This window comes from Halomonas sp. TD01, assembly GCF_923868895.1.
Taxonomy (GTDB): Bacteria; Pseudomonadota; Gammaproteobacteria; order Pseudomonadales; family Halomonadaceae; genus Vreelandella.
On sequence record NZ_OV350343.1, the window covers coordinates 143,698 to 158,930 of the forward strand.

Below are 15,233 nucleotides of genomic sequence, written 5' to 3' on the forward strand. Positions count from 1 at the left end.
ATCGCTATGGATACCGTTAACGAAGCTACACTAAACGCCAGGATCAAGGCACTGGAAGCACAAAACGCAGCGTTGGAAGAAGAGAAGCGTCATTATCAGTGGCTGGCAGAAAGTACCACTGATCTGATATCTCGCCATGCTCGTGACGGTACTTTTTTATATGCCTCCCAGGCCGCGCGAGATTTACTGGGCTACGAACCGGAAGAGCTGATTGGCGTGTCGGCGTATCAGCTGTTCCATCCCGCCGATTTAAGCGATCTACTGAACAAATCACCTCGGGTCTACTATCACGATGGTTTTTATCAGCAAACGTATCGGTTTCGGGCTAAAGCAGGCCACTATGTTTGGTTTGAGACCACCAGCCGAACCCGCCGAGATGCTGCCACAGGTGAGCTAATTGATATTTTATGTGTCTCTCGGGACGTGAGCCGGCGAGTTCATGCCGAAGCAACGCGAGAGCGCTTAGCCCAGGTGGTCGAATCTACCACCGACTACGTGCTCTTTTTAGGGCCTAACCAGCATATTTTCAGCGCCAACGAAGCAGCTCGACGCTGTTTCTCACTCCCACGAGATGCAATGCAAGTTGACCTATCAGCGCTTTATCAAGCTGACTCATTGGCACTACTGGAACAGGTGGTATTCCCTGCCGTTGAACGCTATGGCTCCTGGAGCGGCGAGCTAGAAATGCTCAGCGCGAACGGCTCCGTTCCCGTGCTTAGTGTCGTGCTTACTCACCGCAGCCGAGGGGCGGAGCCTGGGCACTTCGCACTAATTAATCGCGATATTAGCGTGCGTAAAGCTGCCGAAGCTCAGGCACGTCGGCACCAGGAACAAATTGCCCACGCCAACCGGTTAGCCGCCGCTGGAGAGCTTGCGTCTAATATTGCCCACGAACTCAACCAGCCCCTAGGCGCTATCGCCAACTACACCAGCGGTGCTCTTTTGAAAGCGAAGCACACGCCAAACTTGCCCGCTAGCGAGCTACAGTTGCCACTGGCCCGCATTGACGAGCAGGTGCAGCGTCTTGCCCAGCGACTCCGCCATATGCGCAGCTTTGTGCGTAAGCGAAGCCACTGCGTCAGGCCCCTGGTGCTTGAACAGGTCATTGCCGCCGCCTTTCAACTGTGTGACTGGCAGTATAAGCAAGCATCTGTTCAACTTACCCAACAGCTGCCGCACGGGTTGCCACGTATTTATGCGGACCCTATTGCCCTTGAGCAAGTAATCGTTAACCTATTGCTCAATGCGCTAACCGCTAGCCGTGACACCCTCGGCGCCAGTCAGGTCATCGTATCCGCGCAAAAAAGCGGCAATCGGCAGTTGACCCTTAGCGTTGAAGACCAAGGTCCAGGTGTAGCGCCAGCCCACCAAGACACTATTTTTGATGCCTTTTTCACCACGCGCGATGAAGGGTTGGGAATGGGGCTCGCAATTAGCCGTTCGCTAATGGAAAGCATGGGGGGTGCGCTTACTCTACGCCCTAAGCAAAGCGTGAAAGGCGCATGTTTTGATATAACACTTCGCACAGAAACAAGCGCATGATCGCGCAATCAGTGCATCACCAGGGGCCAGTAATGACCAGCAGTGTTGAACGAAAATCTACCGCCATTATTGCGGTTGTTGATGATGATCAGGCACTGCGCGAATCGCTGGTTTGGCTGCTCGAGTCAGTCGGATTAACCGCTCAGGCGTTTCACGGCGGCGAGCAATTCTTAGCTAACCAACATGATGAACTAGGCGCGCTACTGCTTGATGTTCGTATGCCGGGAATGAGTGGTCTTCAAGTGCAGCAACAGCTGGTTGATCAAGGCGCTTCCCTGCCCGTCATTATGATGACAGGGCATGGTGATGTTCCTATGGCGGTGGCTGCACTGAAAAATGGCGCTTTTGACTTTATCGAAAAGCCGTTTAACCATCAGCAGTTGATTGACAGCGTGCAACAGGCGTTAGGCAGCGCCCATCAACAGCGGCGGGCTAAACAACAGCTGGCACTGCTGCGGGCACGCTACCAATCCCTACGCCCGAAAGAGCAGCGCATTGTGATTCATGTAGCAGAAGGCATGACCAGTCGTGAAATTGCCGAACACATGGCAGTTAGTGGTAAAACCGTCGAGGTCTACCGGCTAAGAGCAATGAAGGCCATGCACGCTGCAAATTTGGCAGAGCTGGTGCGTCAAGCGGTGGCGTTAGAGCTCGTTTCTCCGCTCAGCGCCACCCATATTGATAGCGAACAACCTAGCTAAGTGGAACAATCTGGCCATTGGCTGTTTCCAGCACATTACGCACCTGCTCGTAATCAATGCTGTGTTCATCACCTTCATGGGCCTCAATTAGACTGACCACTTCTAGCAGCGTTTCCATACCGAAACTCTGCTCATCCGTGGGCGTAAAAGCCTGAACATAGGCGTTACCGTTACTACCCCAGCCCACCTTGACAGGTGTGTCGATAATATTCACCTGCGTGCCTACCGGAATGCGCCAGAACACAGACTCAATGTCTTCTGGGTGCATACGAATACAGCCCCGGCTAGCGCGCATGCCAATACCGTCGGGCTGATTAGTGCCATGAATGAGGTAGCCTGGGATATCCAACAAAATAGCGTATTGCCCTAAAGGATTATCCTCACCTGGCGGAACCACTGCTGGCGCAGGATCGCCGCGCTGGGCAGCTTCTCGGCGAATAGATTCAGGTGGGTACCATGCAGGATTCTCCAGGCGCATGGTGGTCTTAGTAATGCCCAGCGGCGTGTTGAACGCATCGCGTCCAATTCCAATGGGATAGGTCTCTACCCGTGGCGCTTTGCCCTCTTCCACCTCTGGATAATAATAGAGACGTAGCTCAGCGACATTAATCACAATGCCAGTCCGCGGCTCGTCCGGCAGAATATATTGGCCGGGAATCGTCACCTCAGTCCCTTCGCCTGGTATCCAGATACTCGTATCCGGATTAGCCATACGAATCTCTTCGTAACCCACATTATGCTCACGGGCGATGTCGAGCAGGGTATCCTCTTTTTTTGCCGCAACGGTATACATCTCGCCCACCATATTACCCTCATCAGGGAGCAAAAAGTGGCCTTTGGGTAACTCGCTCTCACTGGCAACAGCACCGGATGCAAACAGCCAAGCACCCAGGGCGACGCTGCTAGCCCACAATTTTTTAACCTGTTGAAGCGTTTGATACCGCGCGATAAACGTCATGGGGTCTCCTTTATTATATGACCCAAGGCACTATCTGCTGTGAGGCAGTCTGCTGTGGGGGATTTGCGTACGAATATGGACAAGGGGTCTGGATGGGTCAATTCGACAGACTGTCGCAGTAATCTCATTGCCCAACGTGAATGGGACATTTCGCTGAGGGTGATTTTAACGTTTATTAATAAATCTAACACGTCCTGGTTTAACGCTGACGCGCATTTGAATTGATCTTAATTAAGAGTTCTTTATTAGCATTGCAATACAGCGCGCAGCACCTACCTTTATAAGTGCCTGCGCACAGCAACGTGTGGGGCCTCACTCATCACCAACAGGAACAGTAGCGCCACCTGATAGAAGGAACCTACCGGGTAGAGTTGGCCAGCAAGGAGCATGAAGGATGCCAACCAGTTTACCGCTACGACGTTACTTAGGGATTAACAGGTCAACTGTTAACGCCTTTATTGACATGCAAGGAGCAAAACGATGAAAACGACTTTCCTCAGCACGCTGGTTATTCCTACATTTATTGCAGTCGCTGGTGTTGCCCACGCAAGTGATGACAATCAGACCGGTATGGAAGCCTCTTATTTGACCCAAGCGCCGCAGGGCACTTTCTACTCAGATTCTCTAACGGGCAATCAAGTAAGAAGCAGCGTTGAAAACAATGAAGACATCGGCACAATTAACGACTTAATCATCGATGAAGATGGGCAAATTAATGCCGTCGTTGTAGGCGTGGGTGGTTTCCTGGGTATGGGCGAAAAAGATGTCGCCATCGAATGGGATTCGCTTGAGCTTACCAAGGATGAAGATGGCGAAGATTACGTTATATCGGTAAATGCCTCCGAAGATGCTCTTAAAAACGCTGAAGAGTACAAACGTAACGATGACAATGAAACCGAACGTGATACTGAGCTTAATAACAGCGAGAGTGACGATAAGCTTAAAAACGAGTAATGCGTGCGGTTAGCGCGGTTCTCGCGAGCGAGACTTTCTCGCTGAATTAGCAGTTCGTACCCACTGTTACAGGGCCTTGCCTAACCGCAAGGCCCTTTTCGTGAGTGCTTTGAGCGGCTGTTACTTAAAAAGAGCATAAAAAAGCGCTGCATTATGCAGCGCTTTTTGGCGTTATCTGACGTTCGAATCAACCCTTCAATTTTGCGTCCATAGTAATGTCGGCATTTAATACTTTGGAAACAGGGCAGTTCGCTTTAGCGGTTTCGGCGGCTTCTTGGAAGGCTGCGTCATCGGCACCGCTTACACTGGCCACAACATCCAAATGAATATTGGAAATATCAAAGCCTTCTGCGCTCTGTGAAAGCGTTACACGAGCATTGGTATCAATAGCCTCAGCGGTAAAACCTTTCTCTCCAAGAATCATAGAAAGCGCCATTGAAAAACAGCTTGCATGGGCGGCGCCAATTAACTCTTCCGGATTAGTGCCAGGCTCACCTTCAAAGCGCTGCTTGAACGAATAGCCAGCATCCAATGCTCCACTTTCCGTCGCTACTTTGCCTTGACCATCTTTAAGTCCACCTTCCCAGCGTGCGCTTGCTTTACTATCCATTGCGTTCTCCTTTCCTTTGATAGTTAGCGTAAACTCGTTTTAAGGACGCAAACACTACGTCCGCCAACTCAATCAGCGTAGCTGATTCTATCGCCGCTGCCGAATTTACTCGGCAGACAGACTGTCTAATTGTGCAGCTACATCACGTTCTGTACTGCTTTGCTCTGTAATGCCCTGCAGTGATCGAATGGAACGCTCTCCACGCTCTTCAAAAGAGTCGTTAAGATCGATCCTTAACTCAACGCGGCGATTGTCCGCTCGTCCTTCAGGCGTGTCATTGGAAGCCAACGGCCTAGTATCAGCGAAGCCTTGTATCATCAGTCGCTCTGGCGTTAGCTCTTCAGTGGCAACAAGCACGTTTGCAACAGAAGACGCACGCAACGCGGACAAATCCCAGTTACTTCGAAAACGGGACGTGCGGATAGGCACGTTGTCCGTATGCCCCTCAATTGAAACCGTTCCGGTGACAGCGGCTAATACCGTTGCCAGCTCTTCCAGCAGATCAGCAAACGCGGGCATGACATCGGCGTTACCGGAGCCAAATGTGCCCTGCTCAGAAATCCTGACGACCACGCGAAACTGATCGACCTCAATGTCGGCAACACCTTCTAACGACGATGCTTTAAGCAAATCTTCGAGACTAGCGGCCACTTGAAGGGTTCGCTGCTGTCGTTGTACATCCAGCATGCTACGCATGGATTCCAACTGTGGTTGCTGCTGGGTAGTTCGTTGTCGCACTTCGTCTAACAAGGTGCGGTCAGGTACTGCTGGAGAAAACTGCTGGAATACCGCACTGGTCCCCATAGGGATTTGGGTAGCCTCAACATCGCGCTGCACGCCGAAGGCTTTTGATAGCTCCTCCGCCACACGGCGAAACTTTTCAGCATCAATTTCTGCAAACGACAATAGCAACACAAAAAAGCATAACAATAGCGACATTAAATCCGCGTATGTCACCATCCAAGCAGGAATATTGGTCTGTTTTTGCGCCATGGATTACGTTCGCTCGCCAGCAGGGCCGGTTTCACCTGAGCCTGGCAAGCCACGGTGCTCAGGGGGCAAATAGATGGTCAGCATTTGCTCAAGCACTCGTGGATTTTTATCGCTCTTAATGGCAATCAGCGCGTCGATCCACAGCTCCTGCATTTTGGCTTCCTGGTTCATCCGCACCCATAGTTTTTGAGCGATCGGGTTGGCGATCATCGTTGCAATCATTGCACCATATAAGGTGGTTAACAGAGCAACCGCCATAGCAGGCCCAATTAAAGAAGGGTCGCCCATATTGGAAAGCATTTGTACCAAGCCTACCAGGGTGCCAATCATTCCCATCGCGGGAGACACTTCACCTAACGCCGAAAATACTTGGCCGCCAGCTTCGTTTCGTTCCAGCGTCAGCAGGCGCTCTTTTTCCATCATGTCTTTAATCATTTCGGCGCTGTAGCCGTCGGCCAACATTTGTAGGCCTTTCTTAAGAAACGGAGAATTCACCTCTCGGCTTTCTAACGCAATCATCCCCTCACGGCGGGCAACTTTCGCCAGCTCGACTAATTCATCGATACTTGCTTGAACGCTAGGCAACTGGAATTTAAACGCCCGCGCCGCCGCTTTTAAGGCAAATTTAAATTGGGTGATACTAAACTTCGCCAACACAACAAACAGGCTTCCCCCGACCACTAGCAGCAACCCCGTCGGGTTCATAAACACCTCAGGCGAAGTGCCCATGATTACAGAGGCCCCCACTAACACAGCAGCCCCTACCAAACCTATTAGCGTTGCGAGATCCACGGCCTTCCCTCAAGAATGTAAAAAAATGCTAACTAGCGATTTGCCGAGACAGTAGAGTTTCCTTGCAACAGCGTCAACGCCAAATCGATAACGTTACACAGATTGACAAACGCACTAACTCTTTTTTAGCAAACGCTGATGCACGGGCAGTCTTGGGTATTCGCTTTCCAACGCTTTATCGCTAAGCTGAGCAACTCTATGGCACTCACCACGTGGATGGTCGCCGCAATTAATCTAAGGACACATCATGTCATCGACTGATGCGCTGCGCTTACTACTGCTGTCTTCGCTATGGGGGCTATCTTTTATTTTTATGCGCGTCGCAGCACCGGAGTTTGGTCCAGTCCCGCTCGTGCTAATAAGGATGGGCATAGGCGCACTGCTTTTAGTGCCATTGCTAATGAGCCTGCGCTATTTAACGCTAATTTGGCAGCATAAAGGTTCGCTATTGATACTGGGTATCATTAACCATGTGCTACCTTTTTCATTACTGGCGTTGGCAACGACTCGTTTAGAGGCGGGTTTTACGTCGCTTATTAACGCCACTACACCGATTTTTACCGCGTTATTGGGCGCTGCTTTTTTTGCCACACCCATTCAGCGCCAACAATATCTAGGGTTAGCGTTGGCGTTGTTTGGTGTGTATGTGCTTTCTGCTGATCGGCTAGACTTCGCCCTAGGCGGCGACGGCTGGTTTATTGTTGCCGTACTCGGCGCAACGTTTTGTTATGGGCTTGCCGGTAACTACTCGAAAACGCGCTTGAGTCATCTACCCAGCCGCGTGCTGGCGGCCGGTAGCAGCGCGATGTCAGCACTGGTGTTACTAGTACCTGGTCTGCTGCTCTGGCCAAGCGAGCCAGTCAGCGTGCTTGCCTGGGGTAACGCCCTGGCGCTGGCGATGCTAAGCACCACCCTCGCGTTCCTGCTTTACTTCGGTCTATTAGCCAGTGCAGGCGCTACCGCCACGTCAACCGTCACTTTTTTGATTCCCGTCAGCGCGCTGCTGTGGGGATATTTACTGCTTGATGAAACGCTTAGCCTTCAAGTGGTGACTGGGATGGTGATTACCCTGTCAGGCACCGCCATTGCCACCCGGCTATTAAAGTTTAGGTCTCGCGGTGCGTTGACACCACCTCGTCCCCCACACGAATAGTGCCTCCTTGCCCTGTGGTCAGCGTGGCATTTTGGCCAAAGTGAGCTCCCTTCAGGTGAGGCTGAGTGTTCAGAGAAAGCAGTGTTTTGAGGGGTTCTGCCTGCGCCGGTATGGTGCCAGTATGCTGATCAACCGTGGTGATTTTGCAGCGCTGACAGGGCTTACGAAGCGTCAGCTCATAGCCGCCTTCACCCGCGAGTGTTGCCCACTGGTCTTCCGCCCAGGCATCATCACAGTCGATCACAATATTCGGCCGAAAACGGTTCATCGGTACAGGGGATTGCCCATTGGCAACAAGTGCTTGATTCAAAGCATCCAGAGAGCCGGTGGTGGTTATCAGAAAAGGGTAGCCATCAGAAAAGTAGGTATGGGCCTCGCCTCCCGCCAGAAAATCCTCTTCAACAGAACGCGTAAACTCTGTAGCAAAGCGCACCAAACTGATGCCTTGTGCTTGCTCCCCCAGCGCCGCCACAAGCCAGCGGGATACGTCGTCGCTTTCTGGCAGTGCTTTGCAGTGATCGCTCCACACCTTTACAAGGCGTAAATTGCCCTGGGGGTCTTCAAGGGAAATCGCGATCGGGTCTACCTTCGGGTGAGATAGCACTAATGCTTGATCGGTTAATTCAACCGCGATGGTGGCAAGCCCTGGTAACTGGCGCTGAGTGACAAAACGCTGCTGTGCATCCACCAGCATCCAACGGCGATCCCAGGCCAACCCATGACCATGGAGTTCACTTTGAGTAACGCTAATTCCTTTCAGGGATTTAACCGGATAGACCGTGAGCTGGGTAATCTTCATGACAATCTCGCACTCAATATGGCAGTTTTTAATGACCTTTTTAATGATCAACTTTTAATTAATAGCCTATCGAGTTTGCCAGCTCGCCGCTAGCTACTTAGCGGCTAAAGCGTTTTACCTGCCTCAATTCGATACCCCAAATCCATCACCTGTTGTTCAAGTGATTCGCCACGGATGCGCGACAACAGTGTTTTCGCGGCGGCTTCTCCAATGGCTTGCCGGGGGGTGATAACACTGGCAAGACGCGGCGTCATTGCCTGGCCGACATCATGGCCATGAAACCCGGCAATCGCCATCTGTGCGGGAACATCGACGCCGTGGCGCAAACACTCAAAGTAAGCCCCTACCGCAACATCGTCATTGGTGCAGAAAATGCCATCGGCACCAGGGTGATCTCTCTGAATTTCCTGCATAAGCGCCGCCCCAACACTATAGGAAGAGCGCTGACTGCTCTGCAGCGTTATCGGCATTAAGCCCTGCTCTTCCATGGCTTGGCGATAGCCTTGCTCGCGCTGACGTGTCCGCTCATCCAGGCGCACGGCAAGATAAATTATCTGGCGCCTGCCACGACGGATCATCTCACTCACCATATCGTAAGCCGCCTGAACGTTATCGTAACCCACCGCCTGCTGCAGTGGCGGGCGACGGGTATCCATAATTTCCACAATAGGAATACCTGCTGTCTCCAACATCCGCAGGCTACGCGGCGTGTGATCGCGGTCAGACAAGATGACGCCGTCCACATTATAAGACAGCAGTGAGGCCAAACTGCGTTCTTCAAGCTCGGGGCTGTAACCGTAGTGGGAGAGCATCAAGTGATATCCGGCAGGCTCGGTATACGCCTCGATACCCACAATGACATCAGCAAATACCTGGTTGGTTAGCGATGGTACTAGTACGCCGATAGAGTGGCTGGTGGCCCGAGAAAGCAGGTCTGGTGCCCGATTGGGAATATAGCCAATTTGTTCGGCAACGCTAAAAATACGTTCGCGAAGCCCTTCCGAGACCGTATCAGGGTCTCGCAAACAACGACTGACGGTCATTTTCGTCGCGTCAACGCGATCAGCAATATCTTGTAATGTCGGGCGTTTTTTCTTCAACGGCGTCACTCATTGTTCTGTTAAACACGCAGGGGCCATACCATAGCGAATAGTAAGGCCCCTCGCCTATACCATCCTTTAGCCTAATTAACGCGCAGCGAGGGCGCTAGCGCTGCCGTAAAGCGCTCAACAATCTCGTCAGGCGATAGTGCAATGGATACGGTCACTGCCTCATCACTACTTGGCGGCTCTAAATCGGCAAGTTGGCTTGCCAGCATGCTGTCGCCTTTAAAGAAGTGCCCTGCCCTGGTTTCCAACCGCTCACGCAGTAGCGCGTGACTTCCCTCCAGATATAAAACACGCAGTGCGGAGTCACCTTCACGCAGACGATCCCGATAGCGTTTTTTAAGACCGGAACAGGCAATGACTACAGAGGCATTGCGCGCTTTATGCGCTGCGAACAAGTCAGCAAGCGTTGACAGCCAGTCACGACGATCGTCGTCATTCAGAGGCGTACCGCTGGCCATTTTCGCCACGTTTGCCGGTGAATGATGGTCGTCACCGTCAATAAACGCTGCCCCCAGTTCTGCCGCTAACTGCTGTCCAACATGAGATTTTCCTGACCCAGAAACGCCCATGACAAGAATACGATGTGATGGCTTATTCACTCGATGCTCCTATCAATTGCCGCGAACGGCGGTGAGGTCAGGCAGCCAAGTAACAATGCCAGGGAACGCAATCAGCACCACCAGAACAACGATCAAAGCGGCGTAGTAAGGCAGCATGGCTTTTACTAGGGATTCCATAGACACCTTGCCAACGCCACACCCTACGTACAGGCAGGTGCCCACCGGAGGTGTTAACAGCCCAATACCTAAAATAAAGGCCATTAGAACGCCAAAGTAAGCGGCATCAACACCCACCGATGTCACAATCGGCGCAAGCATTGGCGCCATAATCACCATGGCTGGCGTTAGGTCCATTACGAAGCCCACCAACAGCAATAGCCCCGCCACAATCAGCAGCAGCAAAAACGGTTCTTGAGTAATTGCCTGCACTTGGCGAACTAAGGTTTGTGGAACCATGTTAATGGTTAAAAACCAGGCAATAACGGTGGCAAATGCCAGCAGCATCATCACCATGCCGGTGAGCCTTGCCGTGCGAATTAACATACCGCCCAACTCGCTGAGCTTAAATTCACGGTATACCAGCAGAGAAATGGCCAGCGAATAAAGCAATGCAGCAACGGCTGCTTCGGTGGCAGTGAACACACCGCCAATAATGCCACCAATGACGATCACAGGGAGCACCAGTGCTAACCAGGCATCTTTAAACGCTTTCCACAACCGATCCCAGCGGAATTGGCGAACACCGCCACCCTGCTTGCTCGCTAGAATAAAGGTGGTCACCATTAGCGCGGCACCAATTAGCAGGCCAGGAACAATCCCCGCAATAAACAGGCGACTGATCGACGTCTCGGTAACAATGCCATATAAAATAAGCGGTATGGACGGTGGAATAATAATGCCGATCACCGACGACACCGTGTTAATCGCCGTAGCGTTTGCAGCGGTGTAACCTTGTTGTTTCATCGACGGAATCATCATGGCACCGGTCGCGGCAGTATCCGCTACCGCCGAGCCACTGATCCCGCCAAAAAACATCGAGCCGGTAATGGCTACCTGGCCAAGCCCGCCGCGCATAAAGCCAACCAGCGCACCTGCAAGCTCCATTAAGCGTCGGGCAATTCCCCCATTGCTCATCACTTCACCGACGAGAATAAAGAACGGAATCGCCAGCAGCGGGAAGCTATTCACACCTCGGATTGACTGCTCAATCATAATCGATAGCGGTATATCAGAGAGCACCGCCATCACCAGGGCAGCGACCCCTAAGCCAAACGCAATCGGCAAACCAATCACAATAGACGCCAATAATATGGCTAGAAAAATCCACAGCATGATTAACGCTCCCCTGGTAAGTCAGTCGAGTGGTGATGCGGTTGACGAATAACACCCACGCTGACCCACATACGCCAGAGCGATACCGCCGCGATAAAAATAACGCACAACACCAGTGAAAGGCTGACCAAGCTTAGCGGTACGCCCATGATGGCGGAGCGTCCGCTTGAACGCGTGAGTACTTGATAACCACCCCAGATCATTACCAGCATCAGCCCGGTGATAATCAGGTGTTGTAAGAAATAGAGCATGTGCGCAACACGCAACGGTAAGCGCCTCACCAGCGCATCAACAGCAATATGCTCATAGCGTGCAAACGCCGCCGCTGCGCCAATAAAGACCAGCCAGATAAACAGCATGCGCGCCAACTCATCGACCCAGGGAAGTGAATGATTAAACACAGCGCGGCCAACGACATTACTAGAAACCGCCACAATCAGCGCCGCCAGAATAGCGCCAATCAAATACTCCATAGCGAGCGTTAACCAGCGAAACAGCACCGGGCCCTGGCGCGTCTCGGTATCAAGCTCAAGTAGCTTGCGATTAGGGTCGTTCAAATAAACCGACGGATCTTCCAACGTCGGTGCTTCCGAGGTCACCGCGTTTGGGGGAGTAGAGGAGGTAGTCATAAGAACTCCAAGGGGCACTAACACGTCGGGCAGGCACATGGGCCTGCCCGTTGGCGCGCTATACATAGCAGATTAGTGGCTGTTTTCTTCCACGATTTGTTGAATTTCAGCGATCAGATCTTCACCGATACGCGGCGCCCACTCTTCATAAACAGGCTGTACTGCGTCTTGGAAAGCGGCTAACTGCTCATCGTCTAAACGGGTGATTTGCATACCACGTGCTTCTAACTGTTCACGCGACCAGTCGTCATACTCGGCAGAAAGTTGGATTTCGTACTCAGCCGACTGACGGGCAGCTTCCTGCACCAGCTCTTGATACTCAGGTGCCATGCGGTTCCAGGTACGCTCAGAGAGCATCATGATAAATGGCGTATAAACGTGGCGTGTTTCGGTGCCGTAATCCTGCACTTCATTGAAGTTAGAGGTCAGGATAGTACTCCACGGGTTTTCCTGGCCGTCCACAACGCCTTGCTCAAGTGCTGAAAATAGCTCACCGAAGGCCATTGGCGTTGGGTTGGCACCCAGCGCTTCCCAAATTGCCAGATGAACCGGGTTTTGCATGGTACGTACGCTCAGGCCGCGAACATCCAGGCCAGCAACATCTTCAGGTGATTCCACTGGGCGTGCGCTGTTAGACAACTGGCGATAGCCATTTTCAGAGAAAGCTAGTGCTTTCAGGCCGGTGCCCTCAAACGCATCTAGCATTCCCTGGGCAACGTCACTCTGCATAACAGCAACCGCTGCTTCGCGGCTCGGCAGCAGGAATGGAAGGTCGAACGCAGAGAGCGCTTGCACATAACCGGTGGTAGCCGAACTTGAAGGATAGGTCATATCCAGCGTGCCGGTTTGCAGCATTTCCATCATCTGGACGTCATCGCCCAACTGACTGTTAGGGAAAACATTGACCGTGATACGGCCATCTGTGCGCTGTTCAAGAATTTCACCGAAGTACTGGCTAGACAGAAACTGCGGCGATGTTTCGGACAGCCCAATGCCCATACGCAGAGTGTGACTTCCGTGGTCAGCCACTACCTCGCCTTCAATCGCAGGTGGATCAGAAAGTTCAGGGCTTTGAGCATGTGCCATGCCGAAAGTCAGAGTGGTCGCACCGACCAGAGTAAGCGTGCTGCGCCAAATCGTTGTCATGACGTTATCTCCAGAGTATTCGTTGTTGTTAGTTTGCTATTTACCGAAAGACTATCGAATTGTATCGGCCATCAGGTTTGCGGTTTGTGTTTCAACAAATTTGTTACCGGTAACATTCGATAGATGAAGGCTAGCTACCCCGGCTCGTGGTGTCAAAACAAAACGTCCAACTTACGACCAACGTCTAGGGATAGCTACTCACTGCCCCGCGCGCTACATTACGCGTTATGCACCCTGTCCCGGAGTCGACATGCCAGCGCTAGACCCTTGTAGCGAACTAGAGCTAGATCACCAGCTCTGCTTCGCGCTGTATTCAACATCGCTGATGATGACCAAAGTTTATAAACCTTTGCTCAAAGAGCTAGGGCTCACTTACCCGCAATACCTCGCCATGCTGGTACTGTGGCAAGAAGATGGCCTGACAGTAGGTGCCCTAAGCAAACGTTTACTTACAGACCCAGGCTCGTTAACGCCGCTGCTAAAGCGGCTTGAAAGTGACCAGCTACTTATCCGAAAGCGTAGTCTTCAAGATGAGCGTGTCGTTGAATTATTCCTGACAAAGAAAGGCCGTTCGCTACGTGAACAGGCTCGCCATATTCCCAGCTGCGTCGTTAACGCCAGCGAAACGTCGGTAGAAACACTCAACCAGTTGAAAGAGGATTTAGTCCAACTGCGCAAAAGCTTACAAAAGGTCAAATAGCCTGATGAACGCTGTGGTCAGATACTCATTTTCTTTGCCTATTTACTTGCGCACAAAATAAAGCTGCACTAAATTAAAACCCCAAGCACCAGTTTGGCCCATAACAACCATGTATAGGAAATGATCTATGTCTATTGAAACCGTTGCTTACCGCGCACACGCTCACGCCACTGGCGGCCGCGAGGGCCATGCTAAGTCCTCTGACGGCGCGCTGGACGTAAAACTCAGCACACCGAAAGAATTAGGTGGCTCTGGCGGCGACGGCACCAACCCCGAACAGCTGTTTGCTGCGGGCTATTCTGCTTGCTTTTTAGGTGCTCTTAAGCACGTAGCGAGCCAGGAAAAAGTTACCCTGCCCGAGGATACCCAGATCGATGGCAGTGTGGGTATTGGCGCCATTCCCACTGGCTTCGGTATTGAAGTTGAGCTAAAAATCAGCTTGCCTGGTCTTGAAAAAGACGTTGCCCAAACTCTGGTCGACAAAGCCCATATTGTTTGCCCCTACTCCAACGCTACCCGCGGTAATATTGATGTCACGCTGACGCTGGTTTAATTACCTAGCGCCCAGGCCACCGCTTTGCTTGCGTGCAGGGCGGTGGTGTCATATAGGGGTACTTGGGTGTGATGCTGTTCAACCAACAGCGCTATCTCTGTACAGCCAAGAATCACGGCCTGTGCGCCCTGCTGATGAAGCGACGCAATAATATCCAGATACCGCTGGCGCGATGAGTCGTTGATATGGCCATGGCACAGTTCATCGAAAATGACCTGATGCACCACGCCACGCTCCTCTTCATTGGGAATCACCACATCGATCCCAAAGCGCTCTTTTAAGCGTGCCTTGTAAAAATCCTGCTCCATCGTGAAACGGGTACCTATTAATCCGACCCGCGTCACGCCATCACGCTGACATTTTTCCCCGGTAGCATCGGCAATATGTAAAAAAGGAATCTGAATAGCGGCTTCTATCGCAGGTGCGACGTTGTGCATGGTGTTCGTGGCCAACAGTAAACACTCTGCTCCAGCCTGTTCAATGCGTTTGGAGGCGCTTGCGAGTAACTGGCCAGCAGTCTGCCAATCGCCCTGTTTTTGCAGCGTTTCTATCTCAGCAAAATCGACACTTACCATCACAATCTGCGCCGAGTGGAAACCGCCGAGTGCCTGATTAACGCCTTGGTTCAGCGCCTGATAATAGCTTTGTGTCGACTCCCAGCTCATGCCGCCTAATACGCCAATAGTCCGCATAACATTTCTC

At 52.0% G+C, this 15,233-nt stretch carries 17 protein-coding genes; 6 read left to right on the plus strand and 11 right to left on the minus strand.

Translation table 11 applies throughout. The features are described 5' to 3' along the window. Window positions 1-6 precede the first annotated feature (6 nt). Together L1X57_RS00680 and L1X57_RS00685 are read left to right on the plus strand one after the other, a co-directional pair. Window positions 7-1,542 carry a PAS domain-containing sensor histidine kinase gene (locus tag L1X57_RS00680; protein ID WP_009722477.1) on the plus strand — a complete coding sequence of 512 codons (1,536 nt, stop codon included), beginning with the start codon at window positions 7-9 and terminating at the stop codon, window positions 1,540-1,542. Further along, window positions 1,539-2,243, plus strand: a complete 705-nt coding sequence (locus L1X57_RS00685) for a response regulator transcription factor (RefSeq protein ID WP_234667854.1) — start codon at window positions 1,539-1,541, stop codon at window positions 2,241-2,243. The genes L1X57_RS00680 and L1X57_RS00685 overlap by 4 nt, the downstream gene beginning before the upstream one ends. Here L1X57_RS00685 and L1X57_RS00690 read toward each other — a convergent pair. After that, entirely contained in the window at window positions 2,236-3,201 is a 966-nt protein-coding gene (locus L1X57_RS00690; RefSeq protein WP_009722475.1) for a L,D-transpeptidase family protein, read from the minus strand. The two genes, L1X57_RS00685 and L1X57_RS00690, sit on opposite strands and share 8 nt — an antisense overlap. A 480-nt stretch (window positions 3,202-3,681) precedes the next feature. Here L1X57_RS00690 and L1X57_RS00695 point away from each other — a divergent pair, with 480 nt between their 5' ends. After that, window positions 3,682-4,155: a PRC-barrel domain-containing protein gene (locus L1X57_RS00695; RefSeq protein WP_009722474.1), complete on the plus strand. Its 474-nt coding sequence runs from the start codon at window positions 3,682-3,684 to the stop codon at window positions 4,153-4,155. Between the two features lie 187 nt (window positions 4,156-4,342). Here L1X57_RS00695 and L1X57_RS00700 read toward each other — a convergent pair whose 3' ends face one another. The 3 genes from L1X57_RS00700 to L1X57_RS00710 all read right to left on the minus strand — a co-directional run bounded on the left by L1X57_RS00700 (window position 4,343) and on the right by L1X57_RS00710 (window position 6,550). Beyond that, entirely contained in the window at window positions 4,343-4,765 is a 423-nt protein-coding gene (locus L1X57_RS00700; RefSeq protein WP_009722473.1) for an OsmC family protein, read from the minus strand. A gap of 105 nt (window positions 4,766-4,870) precedes the next feature. Further along, window positions 4,871-5,758 carry a flagellar motor protein MotB gene (locus tag L1X57_RS00705; RefSeq protein WP_009722472.1) on the minus strand — a complete coding sequence of 296 codons (888 nt, stop codon included), beginning with the start codon at window positions 5,756-5,758 and terminating at the stop codon, window positions 4,871-4,873. Window positions 5,759-5,761: 3 nt separating this feature from the next. Beyond that, window positions 5,762-6,550 (minus strand): MotA/TolQ/ExbB proton channel family protein, encoded by a 789-nt coding sequence (locus tag L1X57_RS00710; RefSeq protein WP_009722471.1) that lies wholly within the window; start codon window positions 6,548-6,550, stop codon window positions 5,762-5,764. Window positions 6,551-6,797: 247 nt separating this feature from the next. Here L1X57_RS00710 and L1X57_RS00715 point away from each other — a divergent pair, with 247 nt between their 5' ends. Beyond that, entirely contained in the window at window positions 6,798-7,703 is a 906-nt protein-coding gene (locus tag L1X57_RS00715) for a DMT family transporter (protein WP_009722470.1), read from the plus strand. On the opposite strand, the gene L1X57_RS00720 is transcribed toward L1X57_RS00715, so the two are convergent. The 6 genes from L1X57_RS00720 to L1X57_RS00745 all read right to left on the minus strand — a co-directional run bounded on the left by L1X57_RS00720 (window position 7,657) and on the right by L1X57_RS00745 (window position 13,278). Then, entirely contained in the window at window positions 7,657-8,502 is an 846-nt protein-coding gene (locus L1X57_RS00720) for an MOSC domain-containing protein (protein ID WP_009722469.1), read from the minus strand. The two genes, L1X57_RS00715 and L1X57_RS00720, sit on opposite strands and share 47 nt — an antisense overlap. 104 nt (window positions 8,503-8,606) lie before the next feature. Further along, window positions 8,607-9,602: a gluconate operon transcriptional repressor GntR gene (gntR, locus tag L1X57_RS00725; RefSeq protein ID WP_009722468.1), complete on the minus strand. Its 996-nt coding sequence runs from the start codon at window positions 9,600-9,602 to the stop codon at window positions 8,607-8,609. Window positions 9,603-9,685: 83 nt separating this feature from the next. Next, on the minus strand, window positions 9,686-10,210 hold the full coding sequence (locus L1X57_RS00730) for a gluconokinase (RefSeq protein WP_009722467.1): 525 nt from the start codon (window positions 10,208-10,210) through the stop codon (window positions 9,686-9,688). 12 nt (window positions 10,211-10,222) lie between these two features. Then, window positions 10,223-11,503, minus strand: coding sequence for a TRAP transporter large permease (locus L1X57_RS00735; protein WP_009722466.1), 1,281 nt, complete (start codon window positions 11,501-11,503; stop codon window positions 10,223-10,225). A 2-nt stretch (window positions 11,504-11,505) separates the two neighbouring features. Continuing rightward, complete coding sequence (locus L1X57_RS00740) at window positions 11,506-12,132, minus strand: TRAP transporter small permease (RefSeq protein ID WP_009722465.1); 627 nt, start codon at window positions 12,130-12,132, stop codon at window positions 11,506-11,508. Window positions 12,133-12,204: 72 nt separating this feature from the next. Further along, window positions 12,205-13,278 carry a TRAP transporter substrate-binding protein gene (locus L1X57_RS00745; protein WP_009722464.1) on the minus strand — a complete coding sequence of 358 codons (1,074 nt, stop codon included), beginning with the start codon at window positions 13,276-13,278 and terminating at the stop codon, window positions 12,205-12,207. 250 nt (window positions 13,279-13,528) lie between these two features. Here L1X57_RS00745 and L1X57_RS00750 point away from each other — a divergent pair, with 250 nt between their 5' ends. Together L1X57_RS00750 and L1X57_RS00755 are read left to right on the plus strand one after the other, a co-directional pair. Then, on the plus strand, window positions 13,529-13,978 hold the full coding sequence (locus L1X57_RS00750) for a MarR family winged helix-turn-helix transcriptional regulator (RefSeq protein ID WP_009722463.1): 450 nt from the start codon (window positions 13,529-13,531) through the stop codon (window positions 13,976-13,978). Between the two features lie 127 nt (window positions 13,979-14,105). Next, window positions 14,106-14,531: an organic hydroperoxide resistance protein gene (locus tag L1X57_RS00755; RefSeq protein WP_009722462.1), complete on the plus strand. Its 426-nt coding sequence runs from the start codon at window positions 14,106-14,108 to the stop codon at window positions 14,529-14,531. On the opposite strand, the gene L1X57_RS00760 is transcribed toward L1X57_RS00755, so the two are convergent. Then, on the minus strand, window positions 14,528-15,223 hold the full coding sequence (locus L1X57_RS00760) for an aspartate/glutamate racemase family protein (RefSeq protein WP_009722461.1): 696 nt from the start codon (window positions 15,221-15,223) through the stop codon (window positions 14,528-14,530). The genes L1X57_RS00755 and L1X57_RS00760 overlap by 4 nt on opposite strands. Window positions 15,224-15,233 lie beyond the last annotated feature (10 nt).

Excerpts from the sequence above, each read along its gene's own strand:
- L1X57_RS00680 (WP_009722477.1), top strand. The coding sequence starts at position 7 with ATGGATACCGTTAACGAAGCTACACTAAACGCCAGGATCAAGGCACTG.
- L1X57_RS00685 (WP_234667854.1), top strand. The coding sequence starts at position 1,539 with ATGATCGCGCAATCAGTGCATCACCAGGGGCCAGTAATGACCAGCAGT.
- L1X57_RS00690 (WP_009722475.1), bottom strand. The coding sequence starts at position 3,201 with ATGACGTTTATCGCGCGGTATCAAACGCTTCAACAGGTTAAAAAATTG.
- L1X57_RS00695 (WP_009722474.1), top strand. The coding sequence starts at position 3,682 with ATGAAAACGACTTTCCTCAGCACGCTGGTTATTCCTACATTTATTGCA.
- L1X57_RS00700 (WP_009722473.1), bottom strand. The coding sequence starts at position 4,765 with ATGGATAGTAAAGCAAGCGCACGCTGGGAAGGTGGACTTAAAGATGGT.
- L1X57_RS00705 (WP_009722472.1), bottom strand. The coding sequence starts at position 5,758 with ATGGCGCAAAAACAGACCAATATTCCTGCTTGGATGGTGACATACGCG.
- L1X57_RS00715 (WP_009722470.1), top strand. The coding sequence starts at position 6,798 with ATGTCATCGACTGATGCGCTGCGCTTACTACTGCTGTCTTCGCTATGG.
- L1X57_RS00720 (WP_009722469.1), bottom strand. The coding sequence starts at position 8,502 with ATGAAGATTACCCAGCTCACGGTCTATCCGGTTAAATCCCTGAAAGGA.
- L1X57_RS00735 (WP_009722466.1), bottom strand. The coding sequence starts at position 11,503 with ATGCTGTGGATTTTTCTAGCCATATTATTGGCGTCTATTGTGATTGGT.
- L1X57_RS00740 (WP_009722465.1), bottom strand. The coding sequence starts at position 12,132 with ATGACTACCTCCTCTACTCCCCCAAACGCGGTGACCTCGGAAGCACCG.
- L1X57_RS00745 (WP_009722464.1), bottom strand. The coding sequence starts at position 13,278 with ATGACAACGATTTGGCGCAGCACGCTTACTCTGGTCGGTGCGACCACT.
- L1X57_RS00750 (WP_009722463.1), top strand. The coding sequence starts at position 13,529 with ATGCCAGCGCTAGACCCTTGTAGCGAACTAGAGCTAGATCACCAGCTC.
- L1X57_RS00755 (WP_009722462.1), top strand. The coding sequence starts at position 14,106 with ATGTCTATTGAAACCGTTGCTTACCGCGCACACGCTCACGCCACTGGC.
- L1X57_RS00760 (WP_009722461.1), bottom strand. The coding sequence starts at position 15,223 with ATGCGGACTATTGGCGTATTAGGCGGCATGAGCTGGGAGTCGACACAA.